At 67.5% G+C, this 13,610-nt stretch carries 15 protein-coding genes; 9 read left to right on the forward strand and 6 right to left on the reverse strand.

Going from position 1 to position 13,610, the window contains the following annotated elements:
• Positions 1–26: 26 nt before the first annotated feature.
• The gene (locus H3005_RS04535; RefSeq protein WP_191077632.1) at positions 27–452 is read right to left on the reverse strand and encodes a hypothetical protein; all 426 of its coding nucleotides are present in this window, start codon (positions 450–452) and stop codon (positions 27–29) included.
• Between the two features lie 67 nt (positions 453–519).
• Positions 520–1,308, reverse strand: coding sequence for a helix-turn-helix transcriptional regulator (locus H3005_RS04540; protein ID WP_191077633.1), 789 nt, complete (start codon positions 1,306–1,308; stop codon positions 520–522).
• Positions 1,309–1,383: 75 nt separating this feature from the next.
• Between H3005_RS04540 and H3005_RS04545 the strand changes: the two genes are divergently transcribed.
• Complete coding sequence (locus H3005_RS04545; protein WP_191077634.1) at positions 1,384–1,638, forward strand: hypothetical protein; 255 nt, start codon at positions 1,384–1,386, stop codon at positions 1,636–1,638.
• A gap of 74 nt (positions 1,639–1,712) precedes the next feature.
• On the opposite strand, the gene H3005_RS04550 is transcribed toward H3005_RS04545, so the two are convergent.
• Together H3005_RS04550 and H3005_RS04555 are read right to left on the reverse strand one after the other, a co-directional pair.
• Positions 1,713–2,720, reverse strand: coding sequence for an energy transducer TonB (locus tag H3005_RS04550; protein ID WP_191077635.1), 1,008 nt, complete (start codon positions 2,718–2,720; stop codon positions 1,713–1,715).
• Positions 2,721–2,920: 200 nt separating this feature from the next.
• Positions 2,921–3,550 carry a TIGR00645 family protein gene (locus H3005_RS04555; protein ID WP_100553955.1) on the reverse strand — a complete coding sequence of 210 codons (630 nt, stop codon included), beginning with the start codon at positions 3,548–3,550 and terminating at the stop codon, positions 2,921–2,923.
• Between the two features lie 113 nt (positions 3,551–3,663).
• Here H3005_RS04555 and H3005_RS04560 point away from each other — a divergent pair, with 113 nt between their 5' ends.
• The 4 genes from H3005_RS04560 (at position 3,664) to H3005_RS04575 (ending at position 9,211) form a co-directional block, all read left to right on the forward strand.
• Complete coding sequence (locus H3005_RS04560; protein WP_191077636.1) at positions 3,664–4,353, forward strand: glutathione binding-like protein; 690 nt, start codon at positions 3,664–3,666, stop codon at positions 4,351–4,353.
• A 212-nt stretch (positions 4,354–4,565) separates the two neighbouring features.
• Complete coding sequence (locus H3005_RS04565; RefSeq protein WP_191077637.1) at positions 4,566–6,791, forward strand: DPP IV N-terminal domain-containing protein; 2,226 nt, start codon at positions 4,566–4,568, stop codon at positions 6,789–6,791.
• A 25-nt stretch (positions 6,792–6,816) separates the two neighbouring features.
• Positions 6,817–7,332, forward strand: coding sequence for a cytochrome c oxidase assembly factor Coa1 family protein (locus H3005_RS04570; protein ID WP_191077638.1), 516 nt, complete (start codon positions 6,817–6,819; stop codon positions 7,330–7,332).
• A gap of 76 nt (positions 7,333–7,408) precedes the next feature.
• Positions 7,409–9,211 carry a DUF885 domain-containing protein gene (locus H3005_RS04575; protein WP_191077639.1) on the forward strand — a complete coding sequence of 601 codons (1,803 nt, stop codon included), beginning with the start codon at positions 7,409–7,411 and terminating at the stop codon, positions 9,209–9,211.
• Between the two features lie 88 nt (positions 9,212–9,299).
• On the opposite strand, the gene H3005_RS04580 is transcribed toward H3005_RS04575, so the two are convergent.
• Positions 9,300–9,764 carry a hypothetical protein gene (locus H3005_RS04580; RefSeq protein WP_089237661.1) on the reverse strand — a complete coding sequence of 155 codons (465 nt, stop codon included), beginning with the start codon at positions 9,762–9,764 and terminating at the stop codon, positions 9,300–9,302.
• 182 nt (positions 9,765–9,946) lie between these two features.
• Here H3005_RS04580 and H3005_RS04585 point away from each other — a divergent pair, with 182 nt between their 5' ends.
• From H3005_RS04585 to H3005_RS04600, 4 genes are all read left to right on the forward strand, one after another.
• A complete protein-coding gene (locus H3005_RS04585; RefSeq protein ID WP_032952021.1) occupies positions 9,947–10,195 on the forward strand; it encodes a hypothetical protein in 249 nt (82 codons plus the stop codon).
• A gap of 124 nt (positions 10,196–10,319) precedes the next feature.
• Positions 10,320–11,237 carry a bestrophin family ion channel gene (locus H3005_RS04590; protein WP_191077640.1) on the forward strand — a complete coding sequence of 306 codons (918 nt, stop codon included), beginning with the start codon at positions 10,320–10,322 and terminating at the stop codon, positions 11,235–11,237.
• Between the two features lie 19 nt (positions 11,238–11,256).
• A complete protein-coding gene (hemB, locus tag H3005_RS04595) occupies positions 11,257–12,246 on the forward strand; it encodes a porphobilinogen synthase (protein WP_025877543.1) in 990 nt (329 codons plus the stop codon).
• A gap of 33 nt (positions 12,247–12,279) precedes the next feature.
• On the forward strand, positions 12,280–12,549 hold the full coding sequence (locus H3005_RS04600) for a hypothetical protein (protein WP_108265739.1): 270 nt from the start codon (positions 12,280–12,282) through the stop codon (positions 12,547–12,549).
• A 189-nt stretch (positions 12,550–12,738) separates the two neighbouring features.
• Here the strand turns inward: H3005_RS04600 and H3005_RS04605 are convergent, their stop codons facing one another.
• Positions 12,739–13,602, reverse strand: a complete 864-nt coding sequence (locus H3005_RS04605; protein WP_191077641.1) for a PD40 domain-containing protein — start codon at positions 13,600–13,602, stop codon at positions 12,739–12,741.
• Positions 13,603–13,610: the final 8 nt, after the last annotated feature.

A 13,610-nucleotide genomic window follows, 5' to 3' on the forward strand; every position in this document is an offset into this window, starting at 1 on the left:
CCCGGCAATCCCGGGCCTCGTTGTTTTCAGGAGCGCGCTGCCTGCCAGGTGGTGAAGCGCTGGGCAATCACCGGCGCCAGTCGATCAAAATTTTCCCAGGTGTCTGCCGCGTGGTAGATCGAAGGGAGGTCATCTGCGAGCAGCTCGATGTAGTCATCCGGGTAAAGACAGTCATCAGCCTGGTAGTACTCCAGCGTAAATGCGTTCGCCTCGTCGTTGATCATGTCGTCCAGGAACTTGCCGTCGCACACCAGCAGGAACTGAGCGGGTGTCATGGTGCGCTGGGTCAAGGCATGCAGTTCGTCCTTCATGTCATCGACCAGTTCTTCTCCGGCCATACCCTGCAGCAACAACCAAGCCACGTACATGCCGATGTGCGTCGCACCGGCCTCGGGTGCAAGGTCGGCGGGAAAATCCCCGTCGGAATGCCAGCTGGCGTCGTCGTACTTCATCTGCCTTCCTCTTGAAATCGACAAGCAGCTTAGGTCGCGAAGAGGTACGGCGGGAGTGTTGAATGCGTCAGCCTCCCCCATAACGCGCCGGCGTCACTCCCATCTCGCGCTTGAACACGGCGATGAAGGAACTGGGCGTGTCGTAGCCCAATGACAGTGCGACGGTGGTGACCGGCTCACCGGCCAGCAATCGCGGCAGTGCCAGCAGTACGCGCAGGCGCTGCCGCCAGTGGGTCAGGGTCATGTTGGTCTCGGCCTGCCAGCGGCGGGCGAGGCTGCGACTGGACAGGCCGCTCGCTGCGGCCCAGCCCTCGACGCTGCGGGTGTCATGCGGCGCGCGAGCCAGGGCCGAGGCGATGCGACGCAGGCGGCGGTCACTGGGTTGTGGCAAGGCCAGCGGCAATGACGTGCTGGTGACAATTTCATCGGCGATTACCGCGGCCAGGCGTTCTTGCATCGCATCCAATGGCTGCCCGGACCACTGCAGTGCCCGCGGCACCGCCACCCGCAGCAGGTCGCTGGGCTGGAAGATGCGTGGTGCGCTGGGCAGGCCGGTGCAGGCCTCCTTGCTGAAGTACAGGCTCCACCCATCGAAGCTGCCGACGCTGCAAAGCGCGTGCGGGTGCTGCGGCGGAAGCCATGCCACGTGTCCGGCAGGAAGCAGCCAGTGGATGTCGCCCGCCTCGATCCGCAGCAGGCCCGTGTGCGCGCCCAGCAGTTGCCCGCGCGCGTGCTGGTGGCGGGCAGTGCGGCGTGAACCCGGCATCGCCAGCTGCGTGCCGAGCACGGCCGGACCCGCGCTGGCATCGGCCAGTGCAGGATCGATCAGGGGTGTCTGGACTGTCAGTTCTGCCATATTCATTGGCAGTTATACGGCAGAACGGTCGGAAGCGAGCGTCGACACTGGTCCTCCATTCCCCTGGAGCACGCCATGCAACCGCAGGACATCCTTCCCGATGACCAGAACGACGTGCAGGTGAACGGACTCACCGTGCGCAAGGGCAGTGTCGGCGCCTTCCTCGCCAGCGTCCGCGACTGGCAGGACCCGGCCGGTAATGCCACCACCCGTGCCGCCGCCGAAGCGGATCTGCGCAGTCTGCTGCCCGGGCTGCACGCACTGGGCCTGTTCCAGGTGCTGGCCGCACGTGATCCGGCGCTGCAACGGTTGATCGACGGCGCAGCCTGAAACGGGCAAGGCCCGGACATGCCGGGCCTTGCTTCAGAACCGCTGGGCGCGACCCGGCGCTACCGCCTTGGACATCAGCCGCCCGGTGCGAACACCAGCGTGCGGCGGGTGGTGACCGGGGCATTGACCGGCTCGAAGCGCCAGCGCTTGACCGCGTTGAGTGCTTCGCGATCAAAGACGCGCGAGGGCGTTGCACGCAGCACGCGCGCATTGGTCACCGAGCCGTCGGTGCCGACGGTGATTTCCACCAGTACTTCGCCGGAAGTGCCCGAACGCAGCGCATCGGCGGGGTAACGCGGTGCCGGCGTGCTGACCGGGCGCAGGCTTGGCGCGGCGGCGGTCGCTGCCTGGCGGGCGGCGTTGGCCTGCTGGGCAGCGGCCTGCTGCTGCTTCTGCTCGGCATCGCGGCGGGCGGCGGCCTGGCGCTCGGCTTCCTGGCGCTCGCTGTCACGACGGGCAACATCCTGCTGCGCGGCAATCTGCTTGGCCGCCTCGGCTTCCTTGGCGCGCTGTTCGGTCAGGCGCTGCTGCTCGGCCAGCTGCTTGGTGCGGTCCTCAGCGTCCTTCTTGACCTTCTCGGTCTCGTCTTCGGTGCGCTTGGCTGCAACCTGCATGCCCTTGCTCAGGCCTTCCTTCAGGCGCGGCAGGGCCGGGGCCGAGGCGTCGACCTTTTCGATCAGGGCGACCAGCCGCTGCGCTTCGGCGAAATCTTCGCGGCCCAGGTGCTGCTCGGCGGCGATCAGGGTGTAGGGCAGCAGGTCGGTCAGCGCGCTCTTCACCGAGGCGTCGTCCGGCGTCTTGTCACGCAGTGCCAGGTAATACTCGATGGCGTTGTCGCCGGCCGGGGCGTACATGCGGTTCTCGCGCAGTGCCTGGCTGGCCGATTCGCGCAGCTGTTCGGTGCCCATCGACTGCACCTTGGCGGCCACGGCCGGTGCGGCTGGCGCCGCAGCGACGGGGGCGGCGGCACCCGGCGCGGACGGAGCCGGTGTTTCTTCCTTGCCCGAGCAGGCAGCCAGGGCCAATGCCAGAGCGACCGGCATCCACCGGCGCGCGGCAGCGATCATTGCGACGTGCGACATCCTGCTCCCCTCTAAGAAGACGACGTTACGAAAAACGTAGATACGCATGGCCGGGACCGAAGGTCCGGGCGTGGCGGGGGACGTTTCCCAGCGTCACCGTCGCCTGCAGCGAGGGTGCAATCTAGCATCCCGGCCACCCATGCGTACAAGGGCCGGGAGCGGAGCCGGCAGCGGCAGTCGTGCCGCCACCGGCGTTGGCGTCAGTGCGCGGCAGCCTTGCTATGGCTGTTGGACATCAGCTTGTCGGTCCAGGCGATGCCGATCGCCGACAGGATGAACACGCAGTGGATGATGGTCTGCCACAGCACGCCGTCGGGGGTCAGGGTCGTGCAGGTATCGGGGCCGGCGTTGTAGAAGCTGGCCGATGCCGACGAAGCCGCCGCCGCCCATTGTTCCGGCTTGCACAGCGGCAGGCCGTTCAGCGGGCTGGCTGCGATGAACGTCTTCAACAGGTGGATCGAGGAGATGCCGATGATCGCCATCGCCAGCTTCACCTTCAGCACGCTGGCGTTGACGTGGCTCAGCCATTCCGGCTGGTCCGGGTGGCCTTCCAGGCGCAGGCGCGAGACGAAGGTTTCATAGCCGCCGACGATCACCATCACCAGCAGGTTGGAGATCATCACCACATCGATCAGGCCCAGCACGATCAGCATGATCTGCTGCTCGCCCATCGACACCGAGTGCGAGATCAGGTGCCACAGTTCCTTGCCGAACAGGAACACGTAAACGCACTGGGCAACGATCAAACCCAGGTACAGCGGCAGCTGCAGCCAGCGGGTAGCGAAGATCAGGCTGGACAGCGGGGACAGTAGCGGACGGTTTGCACTCATGCGGAGGATGCTGCGTTTCGGGGGAGAGGCGAGGTTACCGGCCCGCCATGACGGTGCCAAGCCAACGCACGCACTAGACTTCAGGTTCCTTTCCGTACCCCAGAGCCGCCGCCATGATCGACCTGTATTACTGGCCTACCCCGAACGGCCACAAAGTGACCCTGCTGCTGGAAGAAGCCGGCCTGGAGTACCGCATCCACCCGGTCAACATCGGCTCGGGCGACCAGTTCAAGCCGGAATTCCTGGCCATTTCCCCCAACAACAAGATGCCGGCCATCGTCGACCACGCCCCGGCCGACGGCGGCGCCCCGCAGAGCGTGTTCGAGTCTGGCGCGATCCTGCTGTACCTGGCCGAGAAGACCGGCCGCTTCCTGCCGGCCGACCCGCGTGGCCGCGTCACCACCCTGGAATGGCTGTTCTGGCAGATGGCCGGGCTGGGCCCGATGAGCGGGCAGATGGGCCATTTCAATGTGTACGCGCCGGAGAAGATCCCGTACGCGATCGAGCGCTACGACAATGAAGTGCGCCGCCTGCACGGGGTGATGGACAAGCGCTTGGCCGAGCACGCCTTCCTGGCCGGCGAGGACTACACCATCGCCGACATGGCCAGCTACCCGTGGGTTGGCGCCTACGACAAGCTGCCGGCCGACTTCGACGCGTTCCCGAACCTCAAGCGCTGGCACCAGGCCATCGCCGCCCGTCCGGCCACCCAGCGCGCCTATGCGCTGCGCACGCAGGTGAACCCGGACGCTGGCAAGCCGCTCAGCGACGAAGAGCGCAAGCACCTGTTCGGCAAGCGCTGAGGATTCAGCGCAGGCCGCTGCGCTCGCCGGGCATGGCCCGGCGCTACCATCCTTCGGTGGGGGTAGCGCCGGGCCATGCCCGGCGGATGTGCCGCGCGCGCCCTTGCATGGGCAGAAGGTCATGCTGTCTTCCCGCACCGGCTTGGTTAGGATGGAGGCTGACCGCCCCGCGCCCGCCGCGGTGACGGACCTGCCGTTTGCCGGGATCCTCCATGCGCCATCTGTTCGCCTCGCTCGCCCTCATGCTCGCCACCAGTACCGTCGCCCACGCTGAAAAACTCACCCTGGAAGCCATCACCGGCCCATTGCCGTTGTCCGGCCCGACCCTGATGAAGCCGAAGGTGGCGCCGGACGGCTCGCGCGTGACCTTCCTGCGCGGCAAGGACAGCGACCGCAACCAGCTGGACCTGTGGAGCTACGACATCGGCAGCGGCCAGACCCGCCTGCTGGTGGACTCGAAGGTGGTGCTGCCGGGTACCGAAACCCTCAGTGACGAAGAAAAGGCCCGCCGCGAGCGCCAGCGCATCGCTGCGATGACCGGCATCGTCGATTACCAGTGGTCGCCGGACGCGCAGCGCCTGCTGTTCCCGCTGGGCGGCGAACTGTACCTGTACGACCTCAAGCAGGAAGGCAAGGCGGCAGTGCGCCAGCTGACCCAGGGCGAAGGCTTTGCCACCGATGCCAAGCTGTCGCCCAAGGGCGGCTTCGTCAGCTTCATCCGCGGCCGCAACCTGTGGGTGATCGACCTGGCCAGCGGCAGGCAGATGCAGCTGACCGCTGATGGCAGCACGACCATCGGCAACGGTATCGCCGAATTCGTCGCCGACGAGGAGATGGACCGCCATACCGGTTACTGGTGGGCGCCGGACGATTCGGCCATCGCCTACGCCCGCATCGACGAAAGCCCGGTGCCGGTGCAGAAGCGCTATGAAGTCTATGCCGACCGCACCGATGTGATCGAACAGCGCTACCCGGCCGCGGGCGATGCCAACGTGCAGGTGAAGCTCGGCGTGATCTCGCCGGCGGAACATGCGCAGACGCAGTGGATCGACCTCGGCAAGGAGCAGGACATCTACCTGGCCCGCGTCGACTGGCGCGATCCGCAGCACCTGAGTTTCCAGCGCCAGTCGCGCGACCAGAAGAAGCTGGACCTGGTGGAAGTCACCCTGGCCTCGAACCAGCAGCGTGTGCTGGCCCACGAAACCAGCCCGACCTGGGTGCCGCTGCACAACAGCCTGCGTTTCCTCGACGACGGCAGCATCCTGTGGTCGTCCGAGCGCACCGGTTTCCAGCATCTGTACCGTATCGACAGCAAGGGCAAGGCCACCGCGCTGACCCAGGGCAACTGGTCGGTCGATGAACTGCTGGCGGTCGATGAAAAGGCCGGTCTGGCGTACTTCCGCGCCGGTATCGAATCGGCGCGCGAAAGCCAGATCTACGCTGTCCCGCTGCAGGGCGGCCAGCCGCAGCGCCTGTCGAAGGCGCCCGGCATGCACAGCGCCAGCTTCGCGCGCAACGCCAGCGTGTACGTGGACAGCTGGTCCAACAACAGCACCCCGCCGCAGATCGAACTGTTCCGCGCCAATGGCGAGAAGATCGCCACCCTGGTCGAGAACGATCTGGCCGATCCCAAGCATCCGTATGCGCGCTACCGCGAGGCGCAGCGCCCGGTCGAATTCGGCACGCTGACTGCCGCCGACGGCAAGACGCCGCTGAACTACAGCGTGATCAAGCCGGCCGGCTTCGATCCGGCCAAGCGCTACCCGGTGGCGGTGTACGTGTATGGCGGCCCGGCCAGCCAGACCGTCACCGACAGCTGGCCCGGCCGTGGCGACCATCTGTTCAACCAGTACCTGGCCCAGCAGGGCTACGTAGTGTTCTCGCTGGACAACCGCGGCACCCCGCGTCGTGGCCGTGATTTCGGTGGCGCGCTGTATGGCAAGCAGGGCACGGTGGAAGTCGCCGACCAGCTGCGCGGCGTGGCGTGGCTGAAACAGCAGCCGTGGGTGGACCCGGCGCGCATCGGCGTGCAGGGCTGGTCCAACGGCGGCTACATGACCCTGATGCTGCTGGCCAAGGCGTCGGACAGCTATGCCTGCGGCGTGGCCGGCGCACCGGTCACCGATTGGGGCCTGTACGACAGCCACTACACCGAGCGCTACATGGACCTGCCGGCGCGCAACGATGCCGGCTACCGCGAAGCACGCGTGCTGACCCACATCGAGGGCCTGCGCTCGCCGCTGCTGCTGATCCACGGCATGGCCGACGACAACGTGCTGTTCACCAATTCGACCAGCCTGATGAGCGCGCTGCAGAAGCGTGGCCAGCCGTTTGAACTGATGACCTATCCGGGTGCCAAGCACGGCCTGTCCGGTGCCGACGCACTGCATCGCTACCGCGTTGCCGAAGCCTTCCTGGGACGTTGCCTGAAGCCTTGATCATCATCCGGGAAGGAGCCCGCCCATGACCCTGCCGCCGCCGATTCCTGCTCCCTCCAACCTGGCCTCCGGCTGGTGGTGCCGGCATTGGCGCTGGGCGATGCCGCTGGCGGTGCTGCTGTTCCTGGCCGCCCTCGGCGGTGCCATCGCCTGGAGTGTGCTGCGCTGGACCGAGGCCGCGCACGACAGTGCGCCGATGCGCGAGGCGATGCGTCGCGCCGGCTGCAGCGTCGAACTGGTGCAGGTGTTCGGCGAACCGCTGCAGGCCGGCACGCTGCCGCTGGGCAGCATGCAGACCGCCATCAACGGCGAGCGCGATGTCGGCCTGACCGTGGCGCTGGAAGGACCGCATGCGCATGGCCGCCTGTTCGTGAAGGGCACCCGCAGCGACGACGTGTGGGATTACCCGGTGATGTACGTGCTGGCCGAAGACAAGCAGACCTTCGACCTGAGCGCGCTGGATGATGCCGAAGCGGCCGGCGAATGCGAACTGCAGGCCTGTCGCGCGCGCGGAGACTGTGCGCTGACGGTCGCGCTGTAGAGGGCGTGACCTCCGGGCGATTGTCGCCACCGCCATGAGCGCGTAGGGTGCGGGCAACCCTGTCCTGGAGTGCTCCATGAAGCCGATCGCGCTTGCCATCGCCCTGGCCCTGACCGCCGCCCCGCTGCTGTCGGCCCCACCGGCCCTGGCCGCACCGGCCGCCAAGGCTTCTACGCCGGCCAGCCCGGCCTGGGTCGCGCGCAGCAACGCGCTGGCGCAGATCCTGCTGGATGCCCAGGGCCCGTTCCAGCCCGAGGAAACCGGCTTCTTCGGCGTGCCCGGCTACGACGACAAGGTCGCCGACCTCGGCCCGGACAACGACCAGCGCTACCGCGCCGCGATGGCCAAGGCCCGCGACGAGCTGAAGGCGAAGCTGGCCAGCGAGAAGGATCCCAACGTCCGCCAGGACCTGGAGATCATGATCGCCGCCGCCAACCAGAACATCGAAGGCAGCGAGCTCAACCAGAAGTACCTGCTGCCGTGGCGCGATGCGCCGCAGAGCGTGTTCAGCGGCCTCAACCTGCTGCTGTCCGATCAGGTGCCGGCCGAGCGCCGGGCCAAGGCGGTCGATCGCCTCAAGGCCTACGCGGGCCTGCAGCCGGGTGGCACCGCGTTCACCACGCTGGCCCGCCAGCGCTACGAAGAGCGCCTGAAGGACAGCACGCTGCTGCAGCCGACGAAGATCGAAGTGCAGCAGTCGCTGGACAATGTCGAGACCTACATCACCGGTATCGAGTCGCTGCTGAAGAAGTACCAGGTCGCTGGTGCCGACGACGCGATGAAGGCGCTCGCCGCTCAGATGAAGGAGTACGCCGCATGGACCCGCAAGGAGGTGCTGCCGAAGGCACGTGCCGATGCGCGCCTGCCGGCCCCGCTGTACGCGTATCAGCTCAAGCAGGTCGGCATTGATATCGACCCGAAGCTGCTGATGCAGCGTGCGCAGCTGGAGTTCATGGAAACGCGCTCGGCGATGCGCCAGCTGGCACCGCTGGTGGCGAAAGATAAGGGCCTGAAGGTCAGTGATCCGAGCGACCCGGTGGCGGTGATCCGCGCGCTGAAGAGCGAGAAGATCGCCGATGACCAGCTTGAAGGCCACTACCGCAAGGTGATCGATGCCATCGATCCGCTGATCCGCGAACATCGCATTGTCGATGTACCGCAGCGTGCGATGCAGATGCGCCTGGGCTCGGCCGCCGAAAGCGCTGCCAGCCCGGCACCGCATTTCCTGCCTGCGCCGCTGGTCAACAACACCGGGCAGCAGGGCACCTTCGTGCTGCCGCTGGGCAACCCGGCGGCCGGTGCGGGCGCGCAGTACGACGACTTCAACTTCGGTTCGGCGGCCTGGACGCTGAGCGCGCATGAAGGCCGCCCGGGCCACGAACTGCAGTTCACCGCGATGGTCGAGCGCGGCGTGTCGCTGGCGCGCACGATGTTCGCGTTCAATTCGGTGAACGTGGAAGGCTGGGCGCTGTACGCCGAAGCGGAGATGGTGCCGTACGAGCCGCTGGACGGGCAGATGATCGCGCTGCAGTTCCGCCTGCTGCGTGCCGCCCGCGCGATGCTCGACCCGATGCTTAATCTCGGCCTGACCGACCGTGCCAACGGCGAACGCGTGCTGATCGAGCAGGTGGGTCTGTCCAAGGCGATGGCCACCCAGGAACTGGACCGTTACATGGTGCGCATGCCGGGCCAGGCGGGCAGCTACTTCTACGGCTACACCCGCATCCTCGAACTGCGCATGCAGACCGAGCTGGCACTGGGCGCGAAGTTCGACCGCCTGGCGTTCAACAACTTCCTGCTCGACCAGGGCCTGCTGCCGCCGGACCAGCTGGCCGAAGCGGTGAACCAGGTGTTTGTGCCGAAATACCAGAAGAAGTAACGGTAGCGCCGGGCCACGCCCGGCGAGCGCAGCGGAAGGGAAGAGACGCCGGGCATGGCCCGGCGCTACCCGCGGTGACCCGTGCGGGTCACCGCTGCGGTTGCGGGGTGATCGTCTGCGTCGGCAGGCGTGCCGGCGGCGCCGGGTTCGGCACCCAGATCGCCACGCCGGCCGCGCGTTTCTGCGTGGTCGGTATGCCGATGCCCACGCCACCGCCCACGTGTGAGCCGTAACTGCCGGCACCCACCGACATGCCGACCGGTGAGCCACTGCTGCCCACGCCCATCAGGATCACGCCGTTGGCACCGAGCGCAGCGGCTTCGCGCTTCAGGCGCGCCACGGCGGCATCGGTCTGGCCCTGCGTGCCGAAGCCCACCGCCGAAGACGACTCCAGCTGGGCGATTTCCTGCGAACCGGCGGGCGGCGTCGAATAGATCTGCACCTGGGCCGGATCGATCGGCGCACGGGCGCGGCCCAGCATGACCTTGGAGGTGCTGGCGCAACCGGCAACGGTCAGCAGCATGGCCGCCAAGGCGACCCAACGGATGTTCATGGCGTATACCCCTGTAGGACTGGTTCGGATCATCAGCCGGGCACTCTGAATCGGCGCCAACATCGGGGCTCGACCCATGGCCGCACGCTAGCACGGCGCCGGTGAGGTTGACGGCAACGGCGGTAGGCGGCGCTGCCGGGAACGGCTATGGTTGGGAGCACGAACAACCACGGGAGCGCGCTATGGGTGTGATCAGTCTGTTGTGGGGCGTACTGGCCCTGTTGTGGATGATCCTGGCGTTGATACCGCTGCTGGGCTGGGGCAACTGGTTCCTGATCCCGTTTGCTGCGGTCGGCGCGATCATCGCCGCGCTCGGCATCCTGTTCACCCACCCCAGCAAGCGCGGCCGGGCCTGGACCGGGCTGATCCTGAACGGCATCGTGGTGGTGGTCGGCATCCTGCGCCTGGGGCTGGGCGGCGGCGTGATCTGAGTCGGCCCCAGCCGGTGCGACAGGGCGTCGCAGGGACACGGCCGCCGGCCGGGCAGGGAGTAGAATGGGCGGCTGCGCGAGCCCCCCGCGTGCCTGTCGAACCGCGCGCCGCGCGGCTGCTCCCATGATCATTCGTTCCCGTCCCCACGGCTGGCAACTGCTGTACATCCTGCGTGGCTCCATCGTTCCGGCGATCGCGCCCAAGGTGCTGGCCATCCTCACCCTCTCCATCGCGGTCGCCGCGGTGGTGGAACTGGCGCCGCCGGTCGGCATCGAGCGCGTCTCGGTCACCCCGTTCACCCTGCTCGGCCTGGTCCTGTCGATCTTCCTCAGCTTCCGCAACAGCGCCTGCTACGACCGCTGGTGGGAGGGCCGCAAGCTGTGGGGCCAACTGGTGTTCGAATCGCGTTCGCTGGCGCGGCAGGTACAGGTGCTGCTGGCCGACGATGCGCCACGCCGCCAGCGCATCAGCTACCTGACCACCGCTTTTGCCTATGCACTGGCCGCGCGCCTGCGTGCCCGCGACGTGGCGCTGGCCGCGGTGCCATGGCTGGACGAGGAACAGCGCGGGCAGCTCGCCCAGCGCGAGAACGTGCCCGATGCGCTGCTGGCGATGATCGCCGCCGAACTGGCCCAGGCCCGTCGCGAAGGCACGCTCGATTCCATTCTTTACGTCCAGCTGGAAGAGCGCCTGCACGCGATGTCCTCGATCCAGGCCGGCTGCGAGCGCATCCTCACCACCCCGCTGCCGTTCGCCTACACCCTGCTGCTGCACCGCTGCGCATGGATGTTCTGCGTACTGCTGCCGTTCGGCCTGGCCAGTTCGCTGGGCTGGGCCACGCCGGTGCTGTCGGCGGTGCTGGCCTATGCCTTCTTCGGCCTGGACCAGCTGGGTGAAGAAATGGAAGACCCGTTCGGCCTGGAGCCGAACGACCTGCCGTTGGACGCGCTGGTGCGCACCATCGAGATCGACCAGCGCGATGCCCTCGGCGAACGCCCGTTGCCCGAACCCCTGCTGCCGCAGGGCTACCTGTTGCAATAGCCACTCCTCGGAGCCTGCCATGCCTCATCCCCATTACCGCCCGCGGCGCATGCGCCATGACGAATTCTCGCGCCGCCTGATGCGCGAGAACACGCTGACCACCGACGACCTGATCTATCCGGTGTTCGTGCACGAACCGGCTGGCCGCGTTGCGGTGCCGTCGATGCCCGGCGTGGAGCGCCTGTCGATCGAAGAACTGCTGAAGGTGGCCGAGGAAGCGCTGGAACTCGGCATCCCGGTGATCGACCTGTTTCCGGTGCTGGACGCCTCGCAGAAGTCGCTGGACGCTTCCGCGGCGTGGGCCGAGGACGGTCTGGCGCAGCGTGCGATCCGCGCGCTGAAGTCGCGTTTCCCGGAGCTGGGGGTGATGACCGACGTTGCCCTGGATCCGTACACCACGCACGGCCAGGACGGCATCATCGATGACAAGGGCTACGTGCTCAACGACATCACCGTTGAAGCACTGGTCAAGCAGTCGCTGTCGCACGCCGAGGCGGGCGCGGACATCATTTCACCCTCGGACATGATGGATGGCCGTATCGGTGCGATCCGTCGTGCGCTGGATGCCGACCACCACCTCAACGTGCGCATCATGGCCTACTCGGCCAAGTACGCTTCGGCGTTCTACGGCCCGTTCCGTGACGCGGTGGGCAGCGCGGCCAGCCTCGGCAAGGCCGACAAGAAGACCTACCAGATGGACCCGGCCAACGGTGATGAGGCGATGCGCGAGATCGCGCTGGACCTGGAGGAGGGCGCGGACATGGTGATGGTCAAGCCGGGCATGCCGTACCTGGACCTGGTGCGGCGGGTGAAGGAAACCTTCGGTGTGCCGACCTTCGCTTACCAGGTCAGCGGCGAGTACGCGATGATGAAGGCGGCGTTCGCCAACGGCTGGCTGGACGAGCGCGCCTGCGTGCTGGAATCGCTGCTGGGCTTCAAGCGCGCTGGCGCCGATGGCGTGCTGACCTATTTTGCGCCGCAGGTGGCGCGCTGGCTGCGCGAGCGCTGACAATAGCGCCCACGACAGACGGAGGAACACGCGATGGGACCTGAAATGGGTTGGATGCAATGGTTGATCTGGGGCACTGGTACGCTGGTGTTCGGGGCCATCATCGTCGGCGTGTTCGTCGCTGCCTGGCGTGCCGCACGACGGCCGCCCGAGCAGCTCTCCGCTGCCGCGCAGGTTGCCCGCGAGCAGGCCATGCCGGAGAGCGTGCAGGCCGAACTGGCCGCACTGAACCGGCGCAAGGACAACGGTCAGCTCAGCGAAGTGGAATACGAGCAGCAGCGCGCGAAGGTGCTGTCGCGCTGATCTGGTGTTCTGGTAGTCGCCAACCTTGGTTGGCGGTTTTGTTTCTGTGCCGACCAAGGTCGGCACCTACCGGAGGGGGCGGTCGGCACCCACCGAACCATCATCCACGCATGGCGTGGATCTACTACAACGCGGGTTCCAGTAGATCCACGCCATGCGTGGATGAACGCCCGCGCGATCCGTTGCCCATTACCCGTCGCAGCCCGCCACCGCCACCACCTTCGGCACTGCCAGCCGGTACACATCCACGCCACCGGCGCGTGGCGACTTCGCGGCACTGCTGGCCACCATCATTTCGCCCGGCTTTGCGTTGTCGACCACCGGCGCGCCGGTCCAGCCGCTGGCCTGGTTGAACGACAACCCCAACGGCTGCAACGCAGCGCCCGTCCACGCGCAGCCGCTGGTCCAGACCTGCGCGGTGTCACCGCTGCCACGGCTGAAGGCCACGGCGCCCGCGCTGCCCAGCCAGTCGCCGTCGGTTTCATCGGCAGCGCTGTTCAATGCCTGCAACGCCGTCGCCGGCCCGCGCGCGCCCTGCGCGTCCAGCGTGGCCACGAACAGGTCCCAGCCGGCGCCACGGCCCTGCTGACGGGCAAACAGCAGCCGCCGCCCGTCCGCGCTCAATGCCGGGCCTCGCTCCTCATGGCGACCGCCATCGCCGGCCAACGGCTGCGGGGCGCCAACGCTGCCATCGGCGGCGATCGCCGCCCGGTACAGCGCCAGCCGGCCCTCGTGACCTGCGGCGAACAGCAGCCAGCGGCCGTCGCGGCTGAAATACGGGTCGCGCACTTCGCCGGTCACCGCCAGCGGCAAGGCCTGCGCCTGCTGCCAGCGGCCGTCGATCACGCGCGCCTGCCACAGCCCCCAGCCGGCCTCGCCACGGCGGGCGAAGACGATGCGCTGGCCATCGGCGCTGATCGTGGCCCGGCCCTCATCGGCGCGGGTGGAGACCACGCCCATGCCCTCGATGCCGTACTCGTTCAACGCCATCGCCACCGGGGCAGAGAGTAGACTGGCGGCGAGCACCAGCAGGGTCGGGGCGATACGCATCATCCAGGTCC

Origin of the sequence: Stenotrophomonas sp. Br8, assembly GCF_014763005.1 — a bacterium.
GTDB classification, from domain to species: domain Bacteria; phylum Pseudomonadota; class Gammaproteobacteria; order Xanthomonadales; family Xanthomonadaceae; genus Stenotrophomonas; species Stenotrophomonas lactitubi.